The sequence below is a fragment of the Streptomyces sp. NPDC005551 genome (assembly GCF_042871785.1).
GTDB lineage: Bacteria > Actinomycetota > Actinomycetes > Streptomycetales > Streptomycetaceae > Streptomyces.
The window spans coordinates 50,949-74,034 of the sequence record NZ_JBIAJE010000007.1 but is presented as its reverse complement, the minus strand read 5'-3'; the positions used below and the strand labels follow the sequence as shown (position 1 = coordinate 74,034).

Here is a 23,086-nt window from a genome sequence, read left to right as displayed (position 1 = left end):
GTCGTTCGGGCAGGGCGGAGCGGCCGCTCCCGGCACGGTGCGGGAGCGGCCTGCGGCGGTCCGGTCAGCGGCGGCCATGCCCGCCCGGGCCGCCGTTGCCGTCCAGCCCGTGGGTGTCGAGCTCCCGGTTGTTCTGCTCGATGTTTTCGATGTTGCCGTCACGCGTGGTCTTCATCAGCCTGACCTGGCTGACCGTGGCGTCGGTGATGCCCACCAGTGCGTCACGGATGGACATCATGGTGTCCTTGGTGGTCTGCCGCTCCTTCTGCTCCTGCGGCTTGGCCTTCTCGGCGAACTCGCCCTCCGTGCCGGGCCACCTGACGGTGGGCGCCAGCTCGTCGAGGAACTCCTCGCTCATGCTCCTGGCCAGGGTGCCGATCTCCTCCAGCTGCCCCGCCAGGGCCTCGATGCGCTGCGGGTCCGCGTAGTACCGCTGTCCCATCGTCAGTCCTCCCCGTCCTCGCCGAGCGCGTCCCGCCAGGCGGGGGTTGCGCGGCCGCCGCGTGCCGCGTCCTCGTCGTCCTCGTCCAGGACCTCGGGGCCGAAGATCCGCTCCCAGTCCAGCTCGAAGCCCTTCAGTTCCGGCACGTTGGTGCTGGGTTCGGTGAACGGCGCCATCGCCTTCATCACGTGCCGGTTCATCTTCAGACGCGCCGCGTTCGCCGCCTCCAGGACGCTGGCGGCCAGTTCCTGGGGGGACATGTCGCGGTACTTGTTCTCCAGGAACTCGATCCCGGTCAGCTCACCCTGCGGGCCGGCGGTGGCGCGGACCGCGCGGTCCGACGAGAGGACCGCGAACGACGCCTGCCGCAGCTCGCGCTCGGTGCGCGCGACCGCCTCCTGGGCAGCCTGGAGCTCGGCCATCGCCTTCTCCAGGCGCTTCTCCAGCGGTTCCGTCACGCCCGTTCCGCCCTTCTCCTTCGGTCTGTGCGCATGCCCGGTGGTCCGGTCCGTACGGTGGGAAGTCCGGTCCGTACGTCCCGACGAGCGGTCCGCGCGTCGGATCCTGCTTCCGGGTCCGGCAACTCCCCTGCTGATCTTGCCTGGTGGGGGTCCCGCGGCGAAAGCCGGGACCGGGTGGGATTCGTCTCCCCGCAGTGGTCGTGGCGGGCTCGCACGGTGCTCACCGCCCGATGACGGCCGGGGTGCCGCCCTCCTCGGTGCCCCACACGTCCTCGTCCTCCTCCAGGTAGTCGGCGGAACTGGTGGACCTGCGCCCCGGTTCCGTCTCCTCCTCGGGGGTGTCGCCGCCGCCGGTGGTGTTCACCCGTGACGGGGCGAGGAAGGTGTCGCTGTCCTCCTGGCGGTTCCACGGACTGCGCCGGCGGCGGTTGCGGCGCTCGCTCTCCTCGGCCGCGTCGACCAGGACGGCGCGCACCCGCTCGCCGTTGCCCTTGTCGCCGCCCGCGCCCATGCCGCCCATGCCGCCGCCCATCGGCATACCGGGGCTGCCGGGCGTTCCGGGGGCGCCGGGGGCGGCGGCCGCCGCGGAGGCGGCGCCGAGCGGGGCGGCCGTGCTGCCCGAGAGGGGGGTGGATCCGGAGGTGCCGGAGACGTCCGCGGAGAGCGGGTCCACTCCGGAGAGGCCGCCACCGGATGCCCCACCGCCCCCGCCGCCGCCGCCGAGGTTCAGTTCGGAGAGTGGCACGTCGCGGGACGTGGTGCCGCCACCGCCGCTCGCGTCGAGGCCGCCCAGACCGTCCAGACCGTCCGGGATGCCGGAACCGTTCTTGTCCTGGGACGAGTTGAGGTCGTGCAGGTTCACGGTCTCGGTGTTGCCCTGCGGGTCGGTGACCGTGGCGATGCCGGTGTCCGGGTCGATGACCTGCTTGCTGCCGTCCGGGAAGGCGTTGGTCAGCTGACCGTTGTCCAGGAAGGTGGTGGAGCCGTCCGGGTTGGTCACCCTCGCACCGTGGGTGAGGTCGGTGGTCGTGGTGGTGCCGTCCGCGTCCGTGGTGGTGAGCATCCCGTTGTCCGGGTCGAACGTGGCCTTGCTGCCGTCCGCGAACGTCGTGGTGAAGTCCCCGCTGTCGTCCAGCTCGGTGTGACCGCCGGTCGGGGTTTCGAGGCCGGACCGGCCGCTGTTGATGTCCCCCAGGTCGCCGATCGTCTCGGTGGTCACGCCGGAGTTGATGTCGCCGAGGTCGCCGAGCCCGTTCAGATCGTCGAGGCCGTTGAGATTGTTCTGGCTGTTGAGGCCGCCCGGGCTGCCCAGGTTCTCCGTGGTGGTGCTGCCGTCCGGATCGGTGGTGGCCGCCTGGCCCGTCGACGGGTCGACGGTCTGCGTGGTGCCGTCCGGGAACGTCGTGGTCAGCTTGCCGTCGCCGCCGAGGGACGTCACGGAACCGTCCGGGTTCGTCACCTTCAGGCCGTCACCCAGGTCCTGCGTGGTCACGGTGCCGTCGGGCGACGTGGTGGTCAGCACCCCGCTGTCCGGGTCGAAGGAGGTGCTGCTGCCGTCCGGGAAGTCGGTGGTCAGGTCACCGGCGTTGGTCAGCTGGGTGCTGGTGCCGGTCGGGCCGTCGAGCACACCGTCGCCGTTGAGGCTGCCGTTGAGGTCGGTGAGGCTGCCCAGGTCGGTCGTGGTGGTGCTGCCGTCCGGGTTGGTGGTGACGGCCTGACCGGTCGCGGGGTCGACGGTCTGCGTGGTGCCGTCCGGGAACGTCGTGGTCAGCTTTCCGTCGTCACCGAGGGACGTCACCGAACCGTCCGGGTTCGTCACCTTCAGGCCGTCACCCAGGTCCTGCGTGGTCACGGTGCCGTCGGGCGACGTGGTGGTGAGCACCCCGCTGTCCGGGTCGAAGGAGGTGCTGCTGCCGTCCGGGAAGCCGGTGGTGAGCTTGCCTCCGTCGGCCTGGGTGTTCCCGCCGGTCGGGGTCTTGAGGGAGCCGCCCCCGGCGTTCAGCCCGCCGAGGTTGCCAAGGCTCTGGGTGACCGGGCCCAGATCGGTTTCGGACCCCTGGCCGGTTCCGTCGATGTCGCCGATGCCGCCCGTGCTCTCGGTGACCGGGTTGTTCTGGTTCAGCAGGTCGTCGAGGCCGTCGAGGCTCTGCTCGGTGACCGCGTTCGGATCGTTGAGGCCGCCGAGGCTCTCCTGCATGGCCCTGGTCTGTTCCTTGGCCTCGCGTTCGGCCTCGTCCTGCTCGCGCTTCTGCTCCTCGCGCAGTTCGTCCTGGTACTTCTTGTCTTCCTCGCGTTGCTGGTTCTGCTCGTTGCGCAGGTCGTCCTGGAGGTGCTTGGCCTCGTCCTGCTCCTTCTTCTGTTCCTCGCGCAGTTCGTCCTGGTACTTCTTGTCCTCGTCCCGCTGCTGGTTCTGCTCGTTGCGCAGGTCGTCCTGGAGGCGCTTGGCCTCGTCCTGCTCCTTCTTCTGTTCCTCGCGGAGCTCGTCCTGGTACTTCTTGTCCTCGTCCCGCTGCCGGTTCTGCTCCTCCCGCAGTTCGTCCTGGTACTTCTTGTCCTCCTCGCGCTGCCGGTTCTGCTCGTTGCGCAGTTCGTCCTGGTACTTCTTGTCCTCCTCGCGCTGGCGCTGCTGCTCCGCGCGCAGGTCGTCCTGGTACTTCTTGTTCTCCGCGTTCTGCTTCTTGATCTCGTCCTGTTCCTCCTTGCGCTTCTTCTTCTCGTACTCCTCGGAGGCCGTGCCGGTCGACTTCGGCTTGGGCACGTTGTCCGAGAAGTCCTCGCCGAGTTCGAGGAAGTGGTTGTTCAGGGCGGACTGCACCTGCGCGGCGGGCTTGCCCAGGTACTCGTCGACGCCCTGAGTCCAGATCTTGACCGCCTTGTCGCCGACCTTCGCCCAGTTGGCGATGTCGGTCAGGTCGCCGTACTCGGGGTGCACCTGGGAGAAGCCGTCCCGCGGGCTGTGCTTGACGCTCGTGGAGTAGCGGGTGGTCGTCGACGTGATGTCCGTCTTGGCGACGTTGTTCGCGTCGACCCACTGGGCGAGGTCGTCCAGGACGTACCGCAGCACCTGGTGCGGGTCGTAGTAGGAGGACTTGGCCCAGGCGAGCCATGCGTCCAGCAGCTTGGTGGCGGAGTCCTGGAGGTACGTGCGGCCCAGTGACAGAGCGCGGGAGTACACGGTGTTGCCGGTGCCGGTCTGGTCGCCGGTGCCGGCCGAGGAGTCGAAGGTCTCGATGTAACTGTCGTAGTTCTCGCGGATCTTCTTCAGCAGGCTGCGGAAGACCTCCGCCGCCTCGCCCTTCCAGCTCGCGTCGTCCCGGCCGAACCGGTCCTCCCAGTCCTTCAGCACCACGGCGTGGTCACGGAAGAACTTCGCGGCGAAGTCGAAGGAGTCCCCGGTGGTGTTGAAGGAGTTCAGGTCCACCGCGTCGGCACTGGGCACCCCCAGGTTGCTGAACCGGGCGTCCTGGCTGCTGCCGCCCAGCAGGGCGAGGAGCGCCGCCCGCGGCCCGTTCATGTACCGGGCGAGCGGGACGGTGGACATCTTGTCCTTGTTGTAGTCCGTGAACTCGTTGCCCTCACGGACCTGGGCGTCGTGGACGTTGTCGGATCCGGGGCCGGCGAAGATGACCTCCTCGCCGGCCTTCACGCGGCCCTCGAAGACGATCCGGGCCTGCATGATCGACCGTCTCTTGCCGCTGTCGAAGAACCAGATGTCGTAGTCCTCGCCCTTGTTCCTCAGGAAGCCGGAGTCCTTGACCAGCAGGCCGAGGCTGCGCTCCTTGATGTCCATCCGGAAGAGCTTGCCGCCGTGGTCGGAGCGGAGCGTGTCGAAGACGGTGTTGCGGTCCGGCACGGGATAACCCGTGATGTGGGTGACCAGGGTGGCCCAGGTGTCGCTCGACGGGTTGCCGGCGTTGTCGAACTTGTCAAGATTGGCGACGGAGTTGGGATCGTACCGATCGGCCACCGGGCGCCCTTTCTGGTCGGTTGTCGTCCGTGCCGGCACGCCACGTCCTCGTACGGACGTGCAGGCGGGTCTCACTCACGGGGCGCACCGGCCGGCCGTGTCCGCCGTCGGCGCGCGAGGGGTCAGTCTTCGTCTTCCGCGGTGCCGGCGGTGAGGGTGTCGACCTCTTCGAAGGTCTGCAGCAGCGTCTGCGCGTCGATCGCCCCGAGGTTCTTGTCCTTGGTCTTGTTGGCCTCCTCGATGGTGTCCGTGAGCGCTTCCTTCAGCTCCTTGAAGAGGTCCATCTGGTCGCCGAGCAGCTTGTCGATGGCCTCGGCCGCGGTGCGGACGCCCTCGATCAGCTTCGGTCCCGAGACCAGGGGGTCGGTGACCATCTTGCCGATGCGCAGGAGCTGCTTGTCCTGGGCGAGGTTGTCCGGGGTGGTGTGTCCGTCGACGAGTTGGCCGAGCGGGCGGATGGTGGCGCCGTCGCCGTCCTCACGGTGCTTCTTCGCGGCGGTGTAGACCGGCTGTACCTCGTTGTCGCGGAAGTTCTCCATCTGCTTGAGGTCGAAATGCTTGACGTCGGCCTTTTCACCGGCCATGGGACGATCTCCTGCTGCTAGGCGCCGGACGGACGGGGGTACGGGACGGCCCGGTGGGCGGGGCCGCGGGCGCTGCGACCCGGGTGGGACGGGGGCGTTGCGGGTCCGGGCCGGACAGGGGCGTCGCGACCCGGGTGGGACGGGGGCGTTGCGGGGTCCGGGGTCGCGTCGCGGGTGCGGGGCGGCGTTGCCGCGACCACCCGCACGGGACCGTTGCCTCGACCGCCCGCATGGCGCCGCCATGCGGGCGGTTCGGCGTTCTCGATCGCACGCACGCGACTCCGGGCGCCGCCCCGCCCTCAGGACGGAGGGGAAGCTCCGGACAGGCCCTGGGGCCCGGGGCTCAACGGGCCCGTACGTTGCCCCAGTTGTCGGCGCTCCTGCGCTCGTCACGGGAGTGGTTGTCGTGGATGGTCCGGATCAGCTCGCCGTTGTCACCGAGGAGCCGCGCCATGTTCTTGGTGGCGTTGTCCCACTCAGCCTGGACCACGCGGTACTGCTCCTGGTCCGCACCCTCCCAGGTGCTGACGAGCGGCTTCAGCTCGTCCTCCAGGTTGTTGAGGGTGTTGATGATGACCTGGGTCTGCTCCATCAGTTCCTCGATGGCCTGCTGGACCTTGGGATACTGCACGTCAATGATGCCGTCAGCCATGACGTCTCCTCTCGAAGGCCGGGCGCGGGGCCCGGGACGCTCACGAAGTCCGGCCGCACCGAAGGGCGCCGGTACCGCGGGTGGTTCAGCTCAGTGCTTCGAAGACGCCCTGGCTGGTCTTGCTGTTGAGAACCTCGGTCAGGTCCTGGTTCTCCTTCGCCAGGCGGTTGGCGGAGGTCACGTTCTCCTGGAGCGCGTCGATCATCGTGCTGATCTGGATGACGACCTTCTGCGCCTCGGCGTTCCAGCTGCGGAAGAGCTTCAGCAGGGCCTGGCCCTCGTCGCCGCCGACGCCGGAACGCGCGGCGATCTCAGCGACGTTGTTCTGCGTTTTCTCGACCTGGTCCCGGGCGGTCTCCAGGGAGGAGACGCCCCCCAAGCCCTTGGCATAGTCCGCTTTCCTTGCGGCGCTGTCCGCCATGTCACGCTCCCTTCGTTCAGGCGCGTCTCGTCGCACCGTTGCGAGTTGAGGCTAAAGAGAAAACAGGGTTTCGCGCAACGCGTGCAGGAAGGATGTGAGCAACAGCCGGTCCGGCAGAATTCGCTTGCATGGCAACGGAGTTGTGTCGACGTTGCAGCGGGATGAACAGGTGGGCGCCGACGATGGCGGCAGCCGGACGAGAACCGTCACCGCACGGTGCGCCAAGCGGGCAGAAAGCGGGCACACCAAGAGACCGAACGGTCATGGAGAATGACCGCGCCCGGCAATGTGCGCGCACCCGCGGCATTACACGGGTGCGCGCCGTTCAAATCCTTGAGCTTTTTCTGAGGTTTCTCCCGGGTAACGAGTACCGTGCCGCAGGGCGGCACTGGCCAATTCGCGTCACGGACACCGAGTTCGGCCGATCTCCTACTCCACCCGGCCTTTCCGTTTTCCTTTCCTGAGCCCGTACGCGTTCCTTGCCGGAATCACCGTGCGGTGTCAGCTCTGTGGAGCGGTGCCCGCCGTGACCGCTTCGCTCCCCCTGTCGGACTTGTCCGCCGCACCGCTCTTTCCGGCCCTCTCCGACCGGCCCGCCGCACCGCAGTCCGGAGCCGTGACCCTGGGGTCCGTGGCACCGGAGGCGGCGGTCGCGTCGAGGTCCGCGCCGGTGGGGAAGGCCGCCAGCAGCGGTGCCGGGACGGAGCCGATGTCCGAGGCCTCGTACCCGAGCGCCGCCAGCGACTCCTTGGCGGACACGCGGTACTTCACGCCGTTCTCCGCCACCAGGTAGGTGGTGGCGGCGTGCGCGGCGCCACTCGCGTGCAGCGCCCGGACCAGGGCGCCGTGCCCGGGCCGTACGACCGTGGCGTCCGTCGGGACACAGGCGGGCTCGAGCGGCTGCGAGGTGCCCTGCGACACCGCGACGGGCGCGAGTTGAGCCAGCGGCACCAGCACCGACCTGATCCGTACGCCGGCGTTGTCGCCGTCCACCTGCGCGCAGAGGGCCGTGCCGCGCTCCGCGGACTGCGGCAGGGGCGGTGCGTCCGGCAGCTCCGCGGACGCGGCGGCGTCGGAGTCCTTCCCCCGGTGTTCGCGCAGCGCGTCCGCGCCGACCGTACGCACCTCGGGCGACTGCCCCTGGTAGGCGTCCTGCTGGGTGGCCGGGTCGCCCAGTACCAGGGCGGCACCGAGCCGGGTCAGCGGCACCAGGCCGTCCTTGCGCAGCAGGTGGTAGGTGCTGCCGCCGCCGGGGACACTGACCTTGAACAACTGGCCGATCCTGCTGGCCTCTCCACCGAGCGTGGGGCCCTCCTCGCCGCGCCCCGGCACCGCGGGCGGCTTCAGCGCGGGGCCGGGTGCCAGCGCGTCGAGGAAGGCCGCCGAGACCGGCATCGGCTTCTGCGAGCCGTAGCCGAGGGCGTTGCGGGCGTCGGAGTCGCGGTCCAGCGGCAGTCGGCTGCCGCGCCACACCAGGTACTCGGTGCCGTCCGGGCCGCGCACCAGCACAGCGCGGTCGCGGCCGATGCCACGGGAGTCCAGGGACATCCCGGCGGCCACGGTGGTCGCTCCCGGCTTGTCCACCCCGCCGGTCGTCACGGCTCCGGAGGTGCTGGGCAGCGCCCCGTCCGGTCCGGTGACACACATGTGCCAGGCACCGTCGTCGAGTTGGCCGGGCCCGGGCACCACGTCCGGGGCGCCGGGGATGCCGACCGGGGCGCCCACCGGGACACCCTGCAGCGAGGGGGTGCGGACGTCGGCGGTCGCCAGGTCGGAGCCGCCGATCAGCTTCGCCGAGGCGTAGTTGCGCACCGGGTGCAGCACACCGTCGGTGCCCGTCCACAGGTACCGGGCACCGGTGTCACGGTTGACCACCAGGTGCTCGCCGTCACGCCAGCCGTCGTTCCCGCCGGGTCGCAGCAGGCCGTAGACGGTGGCGCCGGCGCCGATCAGGACGGTGACCAGCACGCCGAAGACCACACCACGGGTGGTGCGTCCGAGCGGGCTCTCCGGGGCGTCCGGGTCGGCCATCAGCAGGCTCGAGCTGAGCCTGCCCATCATGAACGTGTGGGCGTGTACCTGGTCTCTCTTGGACTGCACGGCCTCTCCTCAACTCCTTGTCGTGCCGCGGCGTACGAGGGTGCGCTCAGCCGAACAGGCCGCGCAGCCAGCCGAAGAGCCCGGCCGCCCAGAGGCTGAACGGCAGCAGCGCCACCGCGAGGCCGGTGTGCGCCAGTTCCGCCGCACGGCCCCAGTACGGCAGCATCCGGCGGCCGGGCACCGTCCAGGCGGCGATCACGAGCGCGGCGGCGGCGGCGAGCAGCACCGCGAAGACCACCGCGCGTACGTCGCCGTGGTCGTCGACAGCCCAGGCGCGGGCGAGCAGCAGCAGTCCCCAGACGCCGGGGACGGCCAGGGTCAGCCGCTGTCCGATGTGCACCAGGCCGCGGCTGTGCAGGAGCAGCAGCAGGCTCAGCCCGGCGGAGGTCAGCACCTCGGGCAGGTTCGGGTCGTGGGTCAGGACGACCAGGGCGGCCGCGGCGACGATGCCGGTGGCGGCGAAGAGCGCGGTGACCCACCGTCCGGCCAGTTCGGTGCGTTGGGCCACCTCGTCGCCCGCGTAGGGCTCGATGCCCTCCTGGAGCTGGGCGGCCGAGGACGGCAGGGCGGGCAGCCGCATCCCGGCCAGTTTGAAGGCGAAGGGTGCCACCGCTCCGGCGGCGAGGGCGACCACCGTCGCCACGAGAGCCGCCGAGGCCGCCACGTCCAGGCCGGAGTAGCCCATCAGGGCGCCGACGACCGCGGTCGACACCGAGACGACCGCGGTGGCGAAGAGGGCGGGCGCGCCGACGGCCGTGGCGGCGAGCGCGAGGACCGCACCGCCCGCACCCGCCGCGCCCGCGGCGAGCAGCCGTGCCCCCGCGACCTGGGCCGCGTCCGGGCCGGTCAGGTCGCCGCCGGGCAGCAGCCAGCCGGCGAGTGCCAGGCAGGGCGCGACCAGCAGGGCGAGCGCGGTCGCGGAGAGACGGTCGCCGACCGCGCGGCTGGCCGAGCCGGCGCCCGCGAGGAGCAGCAGGCCGGTCACGGCCGCGAAGGCGACCTGGAGGCGGCCGGAGCCGGTCGCCCCGGGCCAGAGCACCAGGGCGAGGGCGGCCACCACGGTCGCCACCGCGGTGCCGACCAGGAGTCCGCGGGCCGCTCCGGGATGCCAGGTGTGCAGCTTGCGGCCCGCGGTGTCGGCTATCCCGTCCACCAGGTCGTCGAGGCGGGCCTCGGGCAGCGCCTCGGTGTGCGGGCGCAGGTAGAGCACGGCGCCGTCGGCGAGCCCGGCGCGGGTGAGGGTGGTCTCCTCGTCGAGCGGGGCGTCGCCGAGCTGCTGGAGCACCCAGCCCGCGTGGTCGAGACCGGCCTCCTCGGCTTCCTCGCCGACATAACGGAGCAGCGTGGGCAGGAGGTCGGCGACCGGCACGTCGGCGGGCACGGCCAGATCGACGGAGACGCTCGGCGCACGTACGGTCAGGCGGCACAGTTCGGCCACAGCGCTGTCGGTCATCAGCTGAACTCTCGTCTTCCGTGGGGGCTTTGACAGGAAGGCTTCCCCGGCAGGGGGGACCTGCGAAGAGTACGGAAGGCCGGCGCGACCGCGAACGGGGGGTACAGAGCGGGAGAGTTGTGTCCGCGCCGCCGGCGACCGCCTGTCCCACGTGGACAGGTCGCGTTCCGTGAATGCAGACTACTGCCTACGCCCGCCGGATCGTGCTGCGGACCGGACTCATTGTCCGGTATGGAGTTGTCCTTCACGGGAGTTGACCGTCCCCGCTATCCGCTCGAAACATTCACCCCGGCGTTCGCCGCCCGACGCGGAACCCGGAGAATCAGCTCGGTACGGTCTTTCCCGCTGCCGGGTGCGCCGGTATTCGGTGCGGGCCGGAAAGCCACTGAAACCGGAGGTTTCGTTCCTTGAGTGTGGTGCTGTTTCGCCGGCCGGCCCGCAGACGCGGACCGGAGATGCCCGAGGGTCAATTGACCCTGCAGGAGCCACCGGTCCTCGCCGAGACGGTGCCTGACACCTCGGCGATATGGACCTATCTGCCGATGGCGCTGATGTCGGTGTCGATGATGCTGATGTTCCTGCGCCCCGGCGGCGGGAACGGCGTCTTCATGTATCTGGCGATGGGCGTCATGGCGCTCTCCGCCGGTGCGATGCTGCTGGGGCAGCTGATGCGCCGCTCCAGCGAGCGAAAGCAGCGGCTTAAGGGCGAGCGCCGCGACTACCTCCGCTACCTGGCGCAGATGCGCAAGCGGGTCAGGTCCACCATCGTGGAGCAGCAGCGGGCGCTCGCCTGGCGCCACCCGGACCCGGCCTCGCTCCGCTCCCTGGCCCGCACCTCGCGGCTGTGGGAGCGCCGCCCCGGCGACGAGGACTTCGGCGAGGCCCGCCTCGCGGTGGGTGAACAGCAGCTCGCGCTCACCCTGCAGCCGGTCTCCACCCGCCCGGTGGAGGATCTCGAACCGCTCTGCGCGCATGCCCTGCGCCGCTTCATCCGCGCCTACTCCACCGTCCCGGAACAGCCGCTCGGCCTCTACCTGCGTTCCTCGGCCCGGATCCTGCTGCGCCCCGAGGAGACGCCCGGTCAGGCGTCCGCCGGGCCGGGCGTCCGGCCGAACGGGGACGGCGGCGGGGCCGGGACCGGGGGCGGCGCCCCGGCCGAGGACCCGGCCGACGCCGTACGTGCCCTGGTGCGCGCCGCGCTCGCCCAGCTCGCGGTGTTCCACGCGCCGGAGGAGCTGTGGCTCGCGGTCTGCGTCAGCGACGAGCGACGGCCCGACTGGGAGTGGGTCAAGTGGCTGCCGCACGCGCTGCATCCGCAGGAGGAGGACGGGGCGGGCCAGGTCCGACGGATCACCGCCGACCTGACCGAGCTGGACGACCTGCTCGGCGCCGAGTTCGCCGAGCGCCCCGGCTTCGACCCGGACGCCCGCCCCGGCCGTGACGAGCCCTACACCGTCGTCGTCCTGGACGGCGTCACCGTCCCCGAGGGTCATCGCTGGGAGGGGCACGGCTACCGCAACGCCGTGGTCCTCGACGTCTCCGGGGCGCTCCGCTGGCGGCCCGGACGCAACACCCTGCGGCTGACCGTCGGCCCCGACCGGGTGAACCTGGTCCGCACCGACCGCAGCCGCAAGGAGCGTTCGGTGGCGCTCGGCCGTCCGGACCGGCTCGGCCCGCTCGGCGCCGAGTCGCTGGCCCGGCTGCTCACGGCCCGCCGGATCAGCCTGGGCACCGACATCGCGCAGCCGCTGGACGCCGACGTCGAGCTGACCACCCTGCTGGGCATCCCCGACCTGCACCGGCACGACCCGGCCACGCTCTTCGCGCGGCACACCGGCTCCGCGCGGCTGCGGGTCCCGGTCGCGGTCGGCGTGGACGGCCGTCCGGTGGAACTCGACATCAAGGAGTCCGCGCAGGGGGGCATGGGGCCGCACGGCATGCTCATCGGCGCCACCGGCTCCGGAAAGAGCGAGCTGCTGCGCACGCTCGTGCTCGGTCTCGCGCTGACCAACTCCTCCGAGACCCTGAACTTCGTCCTGGTCGACTTCAAGGGCGGGGCCACCTTCCTGGGCCTCGAGGAACTCCCGCACACCTCCGCCGTCATCACCAACCTCGCCGACGAGGTCGCGCTGGTGGAGCGCATGCAGGACGCCCTGCACGGCGAACTCATGCGCCGCCAGGAGCTGTTGCGCGCGGCCGGCAACTACACCTCCGCCCTCGAGTACGAGCGGGCCCGCGCCGCGGGAGCCGACCTCACGCCGCTGCCCAGCCTGTTCGTGGTGGTCGACGAGTTCAGCGAACTGCTGTCCACGCACCGGGAGTTCATGGACCTGTTCGTGATGATCGGCCGCCTCGGCCGCTCCCTCGGGGTGCACCTGCTGCTCGCCTCGCAGCGCCTGGACGAGGGCCGGATGCACCAGTTGGAGAGTCACCTCTCGTACCGGATCGGCCTGCGCACCTTCTCCGCCATGGAGAGCCGGGGCGTGCTCGGTGTGCCAGACGCCTACGAGCTTCCGGCGCAGCCGGGCAGCGGCTACCTGAAGTCCGGTGTCGAGGCGCTGACCCGGTTCCGTGCCGCCTACTCGTCCGGCACCTACCGTCGTCGTACCGGTGCGGTAGTACAGGCCCGGGTGGCCAGCCAGGTGGTGCCGTGGACCAGCGGCTGGGTCGTGCCGCGCACCCTGGAGGCCGCACCCGATCCGGAGCCGGCGAGCGAGGAGAGCGAGGAGGACGAGGAGACCCTGCTCGCCGTGGCCCTCGACCGGCTGCGCGACTCGGGCCCCGCCGCCCACCAGGTGTGGCTGCCGCCGCTGGACGAGCCGTCCCCGCTGGACGCCCTGCTGCCCGGCATCGCCCCCGACCCCGAGCGGGGTCTCAGCGCCACCGGCTGGTCCGGGACCGGCAGGCTGCGGGTGCCGGTCGGACTGGTGGACAAGCCCTTCGAGCAGCGCCGCGACCCGCTGGTCGTGGACCTCTCCGGGGCCGGTGGCCATATCGCCGTCGCGGGCGGTTCGCAGAGCGGCAAGTCCACGCTCACCCGCACCCTGATCGGCGCCCTCGCCCTCACCCACACGCCCGCCGAGATCCAGTTCTACTGCCTCGACTTCGGCGGCGGCGGTCTCTCGCAGCTCGCCGCGCTGCCGCACGTCGGCGGCGTCGCGGCGCGGCTCAACCCGGAGCGGGTGCACCGCGCGGTCGCCGAGGTGATGACGCTGCTCGCCCGGCGCGAGCAGTTCTTCGTCGACCACACCATCGACTCCATGCAGTCCTACCGCCGCCGGCGGGCCGCCGGGGAGTTCCCCGACGAGCCGTTCGGCGACGTGTTCATGGTGGTCGACGGCTGGTCCACGGTCCGGCAGGACTACGACGACCTGATCCCGAAGTTCAACGAACTCGCCGCCCGGGGCCTCAACTACGGCATCCACCTGCTCATCACCACCACCCGCTGGGTGGAGCTGTCCGCCCAGGTCCGCGACCAGTCCGCGACCCGCCTCGAACTGCGGATGGGTGACCCGATGGACTCCGAGATCGACACCCGCAAGGCCCGTTCGGTGCCGCGCAGCGGCGGTCGCGGCATCACCGCCGACAGCAAGATGCACTTCCTGGCCGGCCTGCCCCGGCTGGACGGCAGCGGTTCCCTGGAGGACCTCGGCGACGGCGTCGCCCACCTGGTCTCCGAGGTCGCCCGGCACTGGCCCGGCGCACCCGCGCCCCAGGTCCGGATGCTGCCGCACCGGCTGCCGGCCGGCGAACTCCCGGCGCCCGAGTCCACCGAGGGCGGCGGCATGCGTCTGGCGCTCGGCATCGACCAGGACGCCCTGGAACCGGTCTGGCACGACTTCAGCCGTACTCCGCACCTGATCGTGGTCGGCGACACCGAGAGCGGCAAGACCAACCTGCTGCGCCATGTCACCGCGGGCATCACCTCCCGCTACTCCCCCGCCGAGGCGAAGATCATCGTGGTGGACTACCGCCGCACCCTGGTGGACACCGTCCCCGAGGAGTACCGCATCGGGCACGTGATCTCGCTGGACAACCTGAAGGAGACCATCGAGGGCGCGGCCCGGGCCATGAAGACCCGCGTCCCCGGCGCCGACATCGCGCCCAGCCGCATGCGCAAGTGCGACTGGTGGACCGGTCCGCGTCTGTTCATCCTGATCGACGACTACGACATGGTCTCCGGCAGCTCGTTCCAGAGCCCCATGGAGCCGCTGTTCGAGTACCTGACGCTCGGCTTCGAGATGGGTCTGCACCTGGTCGTCGCCCGCAGTGCCATGGGGGCCGGCCGCGGCCTCAGCGACGGACTGATCCGGCGCCTGGACGAGGCCAACAATCCGGCCGTCCTGCTCTCCTGCCCGCCCACGGAGGGCCGTCTCTTCGGCAACGCGAAGCCCAGGAACCTCCCGCCCGGCCGGGCCCTGCACATAGCCCGCCGCCGCGCGAAGCTGATGCAGACCGCCCTGGTGGCGGATTCCCCGGGCCAGGACGGCTGAGGGGACACGAAGCGCGGGAAGCGGGGGCCACCTGAGGTGGCCCCCGCTTCCGGTTGCGCGTGCCCCGCAGGGTGCGCCGGGAAGGGCGGGACCGGCCCCCGCCGGTCCGCGGTCGGCGGACCGCTCAGCCGTGCGAGCCCGTGGGCGGGCGTCAGGGACGTGTCCACGCCTCTCGGACCGTGCTCAGCGGTCCTCCCCCGGTGCGCCCGCTCCCGCTCCCGCCGGGCGCCAGCCCCGGGCTCGGGCCCGGGGCAGGACGAAGGCGCCCCAGAGGACGGCGAGGACGCCGCCGGTGCCGAGGAGGACGAAGAGCGTCGCGCGGCCGGTGGCACGCTCGGCGGAGGAGGTGTCGCGGACGGTCACGGGTACCGCGGCGGACTCCGCGCCGGAAGACCTGCCCGGGTCACCGAGGACCGTGGTGACGGCCGCGTAGGGGTCGAGCTGCGGGATGTCTGCGGGGTAGGCGGTCGCGGTCAGGCGGCGCGCGACCGCGGCGGGCGGGTCGTCGGGCCGGACGGCACGGACCGCGGCAGCGGCCCCGGCGACGTAGGCGGCGGCGACCGAGGAGCCGGCGCCGAGGTAGTGGCCGTCACCGCGCGGGCCGCCGGACACCACCCCGGCGCCGGGCGCGGCCAGGTCGATCCCGCCGGTGGCGAGCGCGTTGTCCGGGCGGCCACCGCCGGGAAGCATGTCGGCGACCGACAGGACGCCGGGTTCACCGGCCGGCCAGTAGGTGCGGGCCGGGATCTCGTCGGTGCCGCTCCGCGGCGGGTCCGGGGTGGCCGCGGCCACCACCAGCGCGCCCGCGTCACGGGCCTCGGCGACGGCCCGGGTCAATTCCGCGTCACGGCGCGGCAGGGCCACCGCGACCGCGATCACGTCGGCCCCCGCCTCGGTCGCGTCGCGCACCGCCGCCGTGACCAGGCCGGTGCTCGCCCGACCGCGCGTATCGGTACCGCGCAGGGCGAGGATCTTCGCGCCCGGGGCGACTCCGGTCAGCGGCGCGCTGCCCTCGCCGGCTCCGGCGATCAGTCCGGCCAGGAAGGTGCCGTGCCCGACGCAGTCCACTCCGGCCGCGCCCTCGGCGGTGACCCGGCCGTCCAGTCCCGCGGCGCCCGGCACGACACCGGTGTCGATCAGGGCCACGGTCACGCCCGCGCCGGTGCTGTACCCGTGCAGCCGGTCCAGGTCGAGGCGCTGGCGCGACCAGTCCTGCTTCCTGGCCTTCTCGCGGGAGGCGGGCGTGCAGTTCACCGCGTCGGAGTCCGCGGCGAGCGCGGAGGGCATGCCGGGCAGTTCCTGGCCCTTCTTCCCCTCGGCCGCGGGCAGCCGGGTGGGAGGCGCCGCCTGCGCCGGAACGGCCGCGGGCAGCAGCAGCGCGGCGGCCAGGCCGGTGCAGGGCAGCAGGCGCGCGATCCCGCGGGCGGACGCTCTCATCGGGGGGCCGCCTTCGGTGCCGCGGACACGACGTCCTCCGGCAGCAGGACGCGCAGGTCGTCGAGGGTGGGTGCGGCCAGTGAACTGAGCCGCCCCGCCTGACGGGTGACCATCGACTCGACCACCTGGCGGGCCAGCCGGGCGTTGCCGAAGGAACGGTCCCGGGGCAGCGAGTCGAAGTACTCCTTGAGCAGCGGGCCGGTGCCCGGTCCGCACTCGTACCCCATGCCCGCTGCCTGCGCGCGCACGATGGTGACGAGTTCCTCGGAGGAGTAGTCGGCGAAACCGATCCGGCGCGGGAAGCGGGAGGACAGGCCCGGGTTGGAGGCGAGGAACCGCTCCATCTCCTCGGTGTAGCCGGCGACGATGACGACCACCTCGTCGCGGTGGTCCTCCATCAGCTTCAGCAGGGTGTCCACGGCCTCCTGCCCGAAGTCGGCACCGCCGCCGCGGGGGGTGAGGGTGTACGCCTCGTCGATGAACAGCACGCCGCCACGGGCCCGTTCGAAGACCTCGCGGGTGAGCTGGGCGGTGTGGCCGATGTACCGGCCGACCAGGTCGGCGCGGGCCGCCTCGACCAGTTGCCCCCGGTCGAGGATGCCGAGCTGGGTCAGGATCTCCCCGTACAGACGCGCGACGGTGGTCTTGCCGGTACCGGGCGGCCCGGTGAAGACCAGGTGGTTGCTGAGCGAGGGCACCGGCAGGCCGGCGGCGGCACGGTGGCGGGCGGTGGTGATGAGGTTGACCAGGTCCGCGACCTCGCGTTTCACCTCGGCCAGGCCGATCATGTCGCCGAGGCGGGTCAGCGGATCGTCGGCCGGGGCGGCGGTCTCGGTGGCCTGCGCGGCGGCGGTGGCGGAGACGTCCTCCGGCAGCAGCAGCCGCAGGTCGTGCTCACCGACCTGCGGCAGCGACGCGAGCCGGACCGCCTGCCTGTCCACCATCTCCTCGAACACCCCGCGCGCGGCACGGCCGTTGCCGAAGCCGCTGTCCCGCGGCATCGCCTCGAAGTGCGCGGCGAGCGCGGCCGCGGTGCCCTCGCCCAGCTCGTACTGGTGCTGGGCGCACATGTTCTCCATGATCGCGACCAGCTCGGGCACCGAGTAGTTCTCGAACTCGACGGTCCGCGAGAAACGGGAGGCCAGGCCCGGGTTGGAGCCGAGGAACGAGTCCATCTCACGGGAGTAGCCGGCCGCGACCACCACCACGTCGTCGCGGTGGTCCTCCATCAGCTTCAGCAGGGTGTCCACGGCCTCGCGGCCGAAGTCGGCGCCGCCGTTGCCGCTGTCCGAGGCGAGGGTGTACGCCTCGTCGATGAACAGCACACCGCCCAGGGCCCGTTGGAAGGTCTCGGTGGTCTTGATGGCGGTGCCGCCGACGACCTGCGCGACCAGGTCGGCGCGCGAGACCTCCACCAGGTGCCCGCTGCGCAGCGAACCGAGTTCGGCGAGGATCGCTCCGTAGAGGCGGGCCACGGTGGTCTTGCCGGTGCCGGGCGGCCCGGCGAAGATCAGGTGCCGGCTCATCGGCGGGGCCGACATGCCGAGTTGCTCACGGCGCTGGGCGAGCTGGGTCAGGTTGACCAGCGTGCGCACCTGCTGCTTGACGTTCTCCAGGCCGATCAGCGCGTTCAGGGCGCCGAGCGGGCCGTCCGCGCGGTCCGGCGGAGGCGCGTCCGCGGCGCCGGAGCCGGCCGGGTCGGTGTTCTCCGCGCTGCCGGAGCCCCAGGCGTCGCGCTTGCCGTTGCCGGTGCTGTTCAGGCCGTCCACCGCGAGCCGTTCGCCGGGCGCGGTCTGCACCAGGCCACCGCCCTCGTTCTCGCGGGCGAGGCAGTTCACCAGGGAGACCGGCGCGGTGGACTCCACCCGGAAGCCGTCCTGGGCGCCGCCGGAGACCTCGCAGCCGCTGAGCGAGGCGAGCGCGCCCTCACGGAGCAGGAAACCGTGTCCCTTGGGGGCGTGCACGGTCGTGCGGTTGGCGGTCAGTTCGCCGCCCGCTGCGACGACCACACCCTCCTCGCCGGACATCTCGACGCGGAAGTCGCGCACGGTGACGTTGCCGCCGTCCTCCACGACCAGACCGTTGGTGGCCGTGTCGGAGACTCCACCGCCGGCCAGGTAGAGGGTGCTGCCGGAGGCCACGCGTACACCCGCACCCTTCGGCCGTACGACCTCGCAGTCCTCGACCCGCCCGCGGGCGTCCTTGGCGGCCGAGATGCCGTCACCGGAGGGCTCCACCAGCCGGGCCCGGCGCAGCAGCGGGTTGGCGCCGCCGCGCACCGCGACGGCGGGTGAGCCGCCGATGACTTCGAGGCGGTCCAGCTCCGCCGCCGAGTCCTCCTCCAGGAGCAGCCCCGTCTGCTCGCAGTCGCGGACCGTCAGGCCGGTCAGGGCCGGGGAGGCGGCCCCGGCGACCCGCAGCGCCGCGCCCTGCGCGCCGTCCACCCAGCAGTCCTCGAAGGTGCCGCGCGCCCGGTCGGTGACCAGCACGCCGTGCCCGCGGGTGCGCGAGACGCGGCAGCGGCGCAGCACCGGGTCGGTCCCCTTGGCCAGGGTGATCCCGTTCCCGGACGCCCCGGTGACGCGGACGTCCTCCAGCGTCGTACGGCCCGCGCTGCTCAGGTGCACGCCGGTGCTGGTGTCGTGCACGACGGTGCGGACCACCGAGAGGGAGGAGTTCGCCTCCAGGGCGATGGAGGGCTTGTCGGTGGAGGAGATGTCGCAGTCCTCGACCGTGCCGCGGGACTCGTCGTTGGCGAGCAGGCCGTTGCCGCGGGCGTCGCGCACCGTGCAGCCGCGGATGCGCGCCTCGCCCTGTTCCGCGAGGACCAGGCCGCTGGTGCCCAGGTGCTCGAAGGTGCAGGACTCGACGGTGGTGGGCGTGGTGGAGGTGACCACGATGCCCGCGCCCTGTGCGTTGCTGACCCGGCACTCCCGCAGCGCGAGCGAGCCCGTCCCGCCGGCCAGCATCGCCGTCCACGCGGCGCCGATGATCTCGCAGCCGTCGAGCGCGGCCTGCCCGCGCCGCACGTCCACGGCCGGCAGCTCGGCGTCGCCGCCGCGCAGTGTCAGCTCGGAGAGCATCACGGCGTCGGCGCGCAGCGCGATCACGCTGCCCGAGCGCGGGCGGATCTCCACCGTTCCCCGCCCTTCGGCGGCGGTGAGAGTGACCCTGGTGTTGATCACCAGGTTCTCCGCGTACGTCCCGGGCCGGACACTGATGAGTGCGCCGGTCCGGGCAGCCGCGAGAGCCTCACCGATTGTCCGGTAGCGGTCCCGGTCCCCCGGACCGACCGACAGTACCTGGCGCGACACGCACCAACCTCCTTGCCACGGGGGCGTCTTCAGTGAACGTCCCCTGCTTCGGGGGCGCGTGTCGGCGAGCCGACGGTGCCATCATGCCCCGCCCGCGGGGCGGGCGGGCATCGGGAGTCCTGCTCCCGCCCTGCGGGCGTCCTGTCAGACGCTCCACTTCTGGTTGTCGGTCCCCGCGCAGCTCCACAGCTGCAGCCGGGCCCCGCTGCCCCGGTCGTTGTCCTTGATGTCGACGCACTTGCCCACCACGGTGTTGACCAGGTCGTGGCTGGCGTTGAGTGCGAACTTCTGGGCGGCGTTGTCGCTGCACCAGGCGATCTGGATGGGTGTGCCGTCGCTGTAGTTCGCGCCGGCCACGTCCAGGCAGAGGCCGCCCTTGGTACGGAGGGTGCCGTCGGACGCGAACTGCCATTTCTGCGCGGCGCCGCCGTTGCAGTCCCACACGATCAGCTGCTTGCCGTCCGAGAAGTCACTGTCCGGTACGTCGATGCAGCGGCCCGAGAGATGACTGCGCAGGGAGACGGGAGAGCCCAGGGTGACACCCGAACCGGCCTTCGCTGCTTGGTCGTTCCCGCTGCCGGCCTTCTTCCCGCCGTCCTGCTTCTTCGGCTGCTCCTTCTCGCCGGCGTCCTTCGGCCCGTCGTCGTTGCCGGTCTTCTCGGTGGCGGACGCGGTAGCCTCCTTCACCGGCTTCCCCTGCTTTCCGTCGGCGTCCTTGGCGGCGCCCTCCGCGGAACTGGTGCTGGGTGCGGCCGCCGCGAACTCGCCGGGCGTCTCCTGGGCGTTGCCACCGAGTACGGTTCCCGCCGACGCGGGCCCCTTGGGGTCCTTGTCGTCGTCGTCCCCGCCGAGCATCAGCAACGGCACCGACACGAGCAGTGCGCCCACGACCGCGGCTCCGGCCAGCACCGCCCTGCCCGGCCGTCCCACCGGCCCGGCCTCCTGCGGAGGCCGGTCGATCGCGGTCTCGGTCATGGTCCGTACGAGCGCGGGGAGCCGGCTCTTGGCCGCCGCGGCGGCACCGGGGTCGGCGTCGGCCTCGGGTTCCGCGGTCCCGCCCCGGGCGGTCGTCCCCTCGGCCGCACCGGCCGATGATCCGTGGTCGGTCTCAACTTCGGCGTCGGTGTCGGCCGTTGGGGCCGCGGACTCGGGCGCGGGCTCGGGCTCGGCCCCGGGCTCGGACTCGGTTGCCTTCGCGGCGGCCGTACCGGTTGCGGCTCCGGCCTTCGCCTCGGCGGGTCCGGAGTCGGGCTCGGCCGTGGACGCGGCGGACGCGGTCGGGGCCGTCCCCTCACCCTCCGGACCGGTCGAGGCCCGCGGGGAGGCGGGGGGTTGCTGGGCCGGACGTGTCACGTGGTCCTCCCTGTGATGTGGGGCCCGGGTTCAGGGGAGTTGCCGTCGGAGGGCGCGGCCGCGGGGCCGGCGGGGTCCGCAGCGGGGCCGGTGAGGTCCGCGGAGCCGGAGGAACCGTCGGCGCCGGTGAGGCCACCGCCGCCTTCCACCTCCCCGCCGTCCGCCGCGGGCGTCTCCTCGGCGCCGGGCACGCGTACGGGATCGAGAAGGCTGTCCGCCGGTACGAGCAAAGGGGCCGCGGCCCCGGCGTTGGCGAGCAGTCGGGTCCCGGAACCCCGCAGCGAACGGGCCAGGTCCCGGGCGGGAAGCGTGCCATGCCGAAGTGCCGGGGACATGAACTCGTGTGCCGGGGAGGTGAACAACAGCACCACCGGCACCCCGTCCTGACCGGCGGCCGTGAGCGGCCCGCCGTCCGCGCCGCGCACCACGGTGACGTCCGCCGCCGCCAGTTCCGCGACCGCCTCGTCCACCGAGCCGTAGCCGGTGGCGGCGCGCTGGGCCGCCGCGTCCACCGGGTCGGTGGGTTCCGGCCAGCCGAGCACGCGGGCCGAAGGCCGGTAGGCGGGGTTGGCGCGGTAGTCCCCCACGCCCCCGCTCCCGTCCGACTGCCACTCCCCCAGCACGGCCCACTCCGGTGGCGTCCCCGCGTCCGTCCACTCGGGGTCGACGACACCGATCCAGTGCCCCGGCGCCTCACGGGCGGCGGCCCGCACGGCCTCGGGTATCTCGGGCGGCTCGACGCTCTCGCCGGTTTCGGGGGCCTCGGCCGCGGGTGGCTCGGGGGCGACGGCCGGGCCGGGGCCCTCGGGCGCCACGGACAGGGCGTCATGCCCGCCCTCTTGCCGTTCTCCGGGCCGCATCTTCACCTGAACTCTTCGGTCCGTACGGATTTCTGGGTGCCGCACCGGATGCGCGCACGCCGACTCTGATCAGATCGGGGAGCCAACAGGATGCCACACGCGCCCCCTCCGCGGGCGCGGAGGGCGGGCCCGTATGGGGCCGCTGACGTGCCCGCTTCCTGCCCGTTCGAAGAACTTTTGGGGAGCAGTGAGGCGTGGGTGGACAAAGCGGCGGGGCCCTCGGGGCGGCCCGGTGCTGCCGCCGCCGGGGTGACGGGCTAAGTTGGGTAGGCCATCGGGCCCGTCGAACGTACACGTGCCTTCCGCCCGGACGTCCAACCCAGTGCCGTTCGGGCGTACTTCGCGCAGCTCGGCGGGCATCGGACCGGTCTGCGGCCGTCACCGCGGAGGGTCGTGCGGCCTCACGGACCGGAACTGACCGAACTGGCCTACTTGGCACGGCTCGTGACCAACGCCCGCGGGGCCGAGGGGTGTTCGTCGCTCCGGCCGCCGCGCGGGCCCGTGCCCACCACCGACAGCTCCGCCACCGAGGAGGAGTACCGCATGTCCCCCCAGCCCCAGACCCCCGGCGCGAACGCGGAGGCGGCCGCCGCCCGCTCGGAGGAGGCCGGGTCCCCACCCCCTTCCCCGGCACCGGACGAGCAGGTCCAGAGCGCGACCGCGCTTCCCGAAGCGGGGGCCGGAACCGCTCCGGAGACCGCGGAGACCACGGCCGCACCGACGGCCCCGCCGGCCGCCGCAGGGTCCGCCGAGGAACCCGAGGAGGGCGCCGCCGCGGCGGTGGCCGTCGCGGCGGCGCCGCCGGACGTCAAGTCCGGCACCGGCGCCGACACCGGCCGTCCCCGGGGGCCGATCCTGGCGGGCGCCGCGATCGCCGGCGCCGTCCTGGTCGCCATACCTCTGCTGCTGGCCGGGAGCGCGAACGACGAGCGCCCCGACTCGGCCAAGGGGCTGGCCGCGGGCTCCGACACCGTCCTGAACGCCAGCTCCGCCCCCGCCGTGCTCGACGACTACGTGGCCAAGAAACCCAGTTCGTCACCGAGCAGGAAGAAGCCGAAGAAGAGCACAGCTCCGAAGGTGGTCGCCGCCCCGCCCGCCGCGCCCTCGCCGTCGGTCAGGCCCAGCAAGTCGCCCGAGAAGAAGCCGAAGGCCGAGACGAAGCCCAAGGCGGACCCGAAGCCCGACTGGGGCACCAGGACCGTCTACGCGACCAGCGTCCTGCAGACCGGACAGTCCTGGTCCACCAACCGCATCCGCATGATCATGCAGACCGACGGCAACCTCGTCGTCTACAACGAGGACAACAAGGCCATCTGGGCGTCCATGACCTTCGGGGCCAACCACCGGGCGATCTTCCAGGAGGACGGCAACCTCGTCATCCACAACGGCGACGACCGCCCCATCTGGGCGTCCCGCACACACGGCCACGCCAACGCCCAGCTGGTGCTGCGGGCGGACGGCAAGGTGGTCGTCCTGCACAACGGCGGAGTCATCTGGTCGACCTGACGCTCCCCGATCCGGCTCCCCCGGCCGGGGTTCTGCCCGACCA

At 72.3% G+C, this 23,086-nt stretch carries 14 protein-coding genes; 2 read left to right on the top strand and 12 right to left on the bottom strand.

Annotated features, from left to right (window positions below; genetic code table 11):
- Positions 1 to 64: 64 nt before the first annotated feature.
- The 8 genes from ACFYP4_RS20995 to eccD form a co-directional block, all read right to left on the bottom strand.
- Positions 65 to 442 (bottom strand): hypothetical protein, encoded by a 378-nt coding sequence (locus tag ACFYP4_RS20995; protein ID WP_388786997.1) that lies wholly within the window; start codon positions 440 to 442, stop codon positions 65 to 67.
- Between the two features lie 2 nt (positions 443 to 444).
- A complete protein-coding gene (locus ACFYP4_RS20990) occupies positions 445 to 900 on the bottom strand; it encodes a YbaB/EbfC family nucleoid-associated protein (protein ID WP_358853157.1) in 456 nt (151 codons plus the stop codon).
- Between the two features lie 223 nt (positions 901 to 1,123).
- The gene (locus tag ACFYP4_RS20985; RefSeq protein ID WP_388786993.1) at positions 1,124 to 4,870 is read right to left on the bottom strand and encodes an AAWKG family protein; all 3,747 of its coding nucleotides are present in this window, start codon (positions 4,868 to 4,870) and stop codon (positions 1,124 to 1,126) included.
- A gap of 122 nt (positions 4,871 to 4,992) precedes the next feature.
- Positions 4,993 to 5,454 (bottom strand): type VII secretion system-associated protein, encoded by a 462-nt coding sequence (locus tag ACFYP4_RS20980; RefSeq protein ID WP_358853159.1) that lies wholly within the window; start codon positions 5,452 to 5,454, stop codon positions 4,993 to 4,995.
- A gap of 343 nt (positions 5,455 to 5,797) precedes the next feature.
- Positions 5,798 to 6,106, bottom strand: a complete 309-nt coding sequence (locus ACFYP4_RS20975; RefSeq protein WP_358853160.1) for a WXG100 family type VII secretion target — start codon at positions 6,104 to 6,106, stop codon at positions 5,798 to 5,800.
- Between the two features lie 85 nt (positions 6,107 to 6,191).
- Positions 6,192 to 6,527, bottom strand: a complete 336-nt coding sequence (locus ACFYP4_RS20970; protein WP_121409269.1) for a hypothetical protein — start codon at positions 6,525 to 6,527, stop codon at positions 6,192 to 6,194.
- Positions 6,528 to 7,028: 501 nt separating this feature from the next.
- Positions 7,029 to 8,627 carry a type VII secretion protein EccB gene (gene eccB, locus ACFYP4_RS20965; RefSeq protein ID WP_358853161.1) on the bottom strand — a complete coding sequence of 533 codons (1,599 nt, stop codon included), beginning with the start codon at positions 8,625 to 8,627 and terminating at the stop codon, positions 7,029 to 7,031.
- A 46-nt stretch (positions 8,628 to 8,673) separates the two neighbouring features.
- Positions 8,674 to 10,080: a type VII secretion integral membrane protein EccD gene (gene eccD, locus ACFYP4_RS20960; RefSeq protein ID WP_358853162.1), complete on the bottom strand. Its 1,407-nt coding sequence runs from the start codon at positions 10,078 to 10,080 to the stop codon at positions 8,674 to 8,676.
- 455 nt (positions 10,081 to 10,535) lie between these two features.
- Between eccD and eccCa the strand changes: the two genes are divergently transcribed.
- Positions 10,536 to 14,573, top strand: coding sequence for a type VII secretion protein EccCa (eccCa, locus tag ACFYP4_RS20955; protein WP_388786987.1), 4,038 nt, complete (start codon positions 10,536 to 10,538; stop codon positions 14,571 to 14,573).
- Between the two features lie 183 nt (positions 14,574 to 14,756).
- Here eccCa and ACFYP4_RS20950 read toward each other — a convergent pair whose 3' ends face one another.
- The 4 genes from ACFYP4_RS20950 to ACFYP4_RS20935 form a co-directional block, all read right to left on the bottom strand.
- Complete coding sequence (locus tag ACFYP4_RS20950) at positions 14,757 to 16,010, bottom strand: S8 family serine peptidase (protein WP_358853164.1); 1,254 nt, start codon at positions 16,008 to 16,010, stop codon at positions 14,757 to 14,759.
- Positions 16,007 to 19,324, bottom strand: coding sequence for a right-handed parallel beta-helix repeat-containing protein (locus tag ACFYP4_RS20945; protein WP_388786983.1), 3,318 nt, complete (start codon positions 19,322 to 19,324; stop codon positions 16,007 to 16,009). Before ACFYP4_RS20945 ends, ACFYP4_RS20950 begins: the two co-directional genes overlap by 4 nt.
- A gap of 144 nt (positions 19,325 to 19,468) precedes the next feature.
- Positions 19,469 to 20,677 (bottom strand): ricin-type beta-trefoil lectin domain protein, encoded by a 1,209-nt coding sequence (locus tag ACFYP4_RS20940; RefSeq protein ID WP_388786980.1) that lies wholly within the window; start codon positions 20,675 to 20,677, stop codon positions 19,469 to 19,471.
- On the bottom strand, positions 20,674 to 21,537 hold the full coding sequence (locus ACFYP4_RS20935) for a type VII secretion system-associated protein (protein WP_388787600.1): 864 nt from the start codon (positions 21,535 to 21,537) through the stop codon (positions 20,674 to 20,676). Before ACFYP4_RS20935 ends, ACFYP4_RS20940 begins: the two co-directional genes overlap by 4 nt.
- Positions 21,538 to 21,930: 393 nt before the next feature.
- On the opposite strand from ACFYP4_RS20935, the gene ACFYP4_RS20930 reads away from it, so the two are divergent.
- Positions 21,931 to 23,043: a mannose-binding protein gene (locus tag ACFYP4_RS20930; RefSeq protein WP_388786976.1), complete on the top strand. Its 1,113-nt coding sequence runs from the start codon at positions 21,931 to 21,933 to the stop codon at positions 23,041 to 23,043.
- The last annotated feature ends 43 nt before the right edge of the window (positions 23,044 to 23,086 follow it).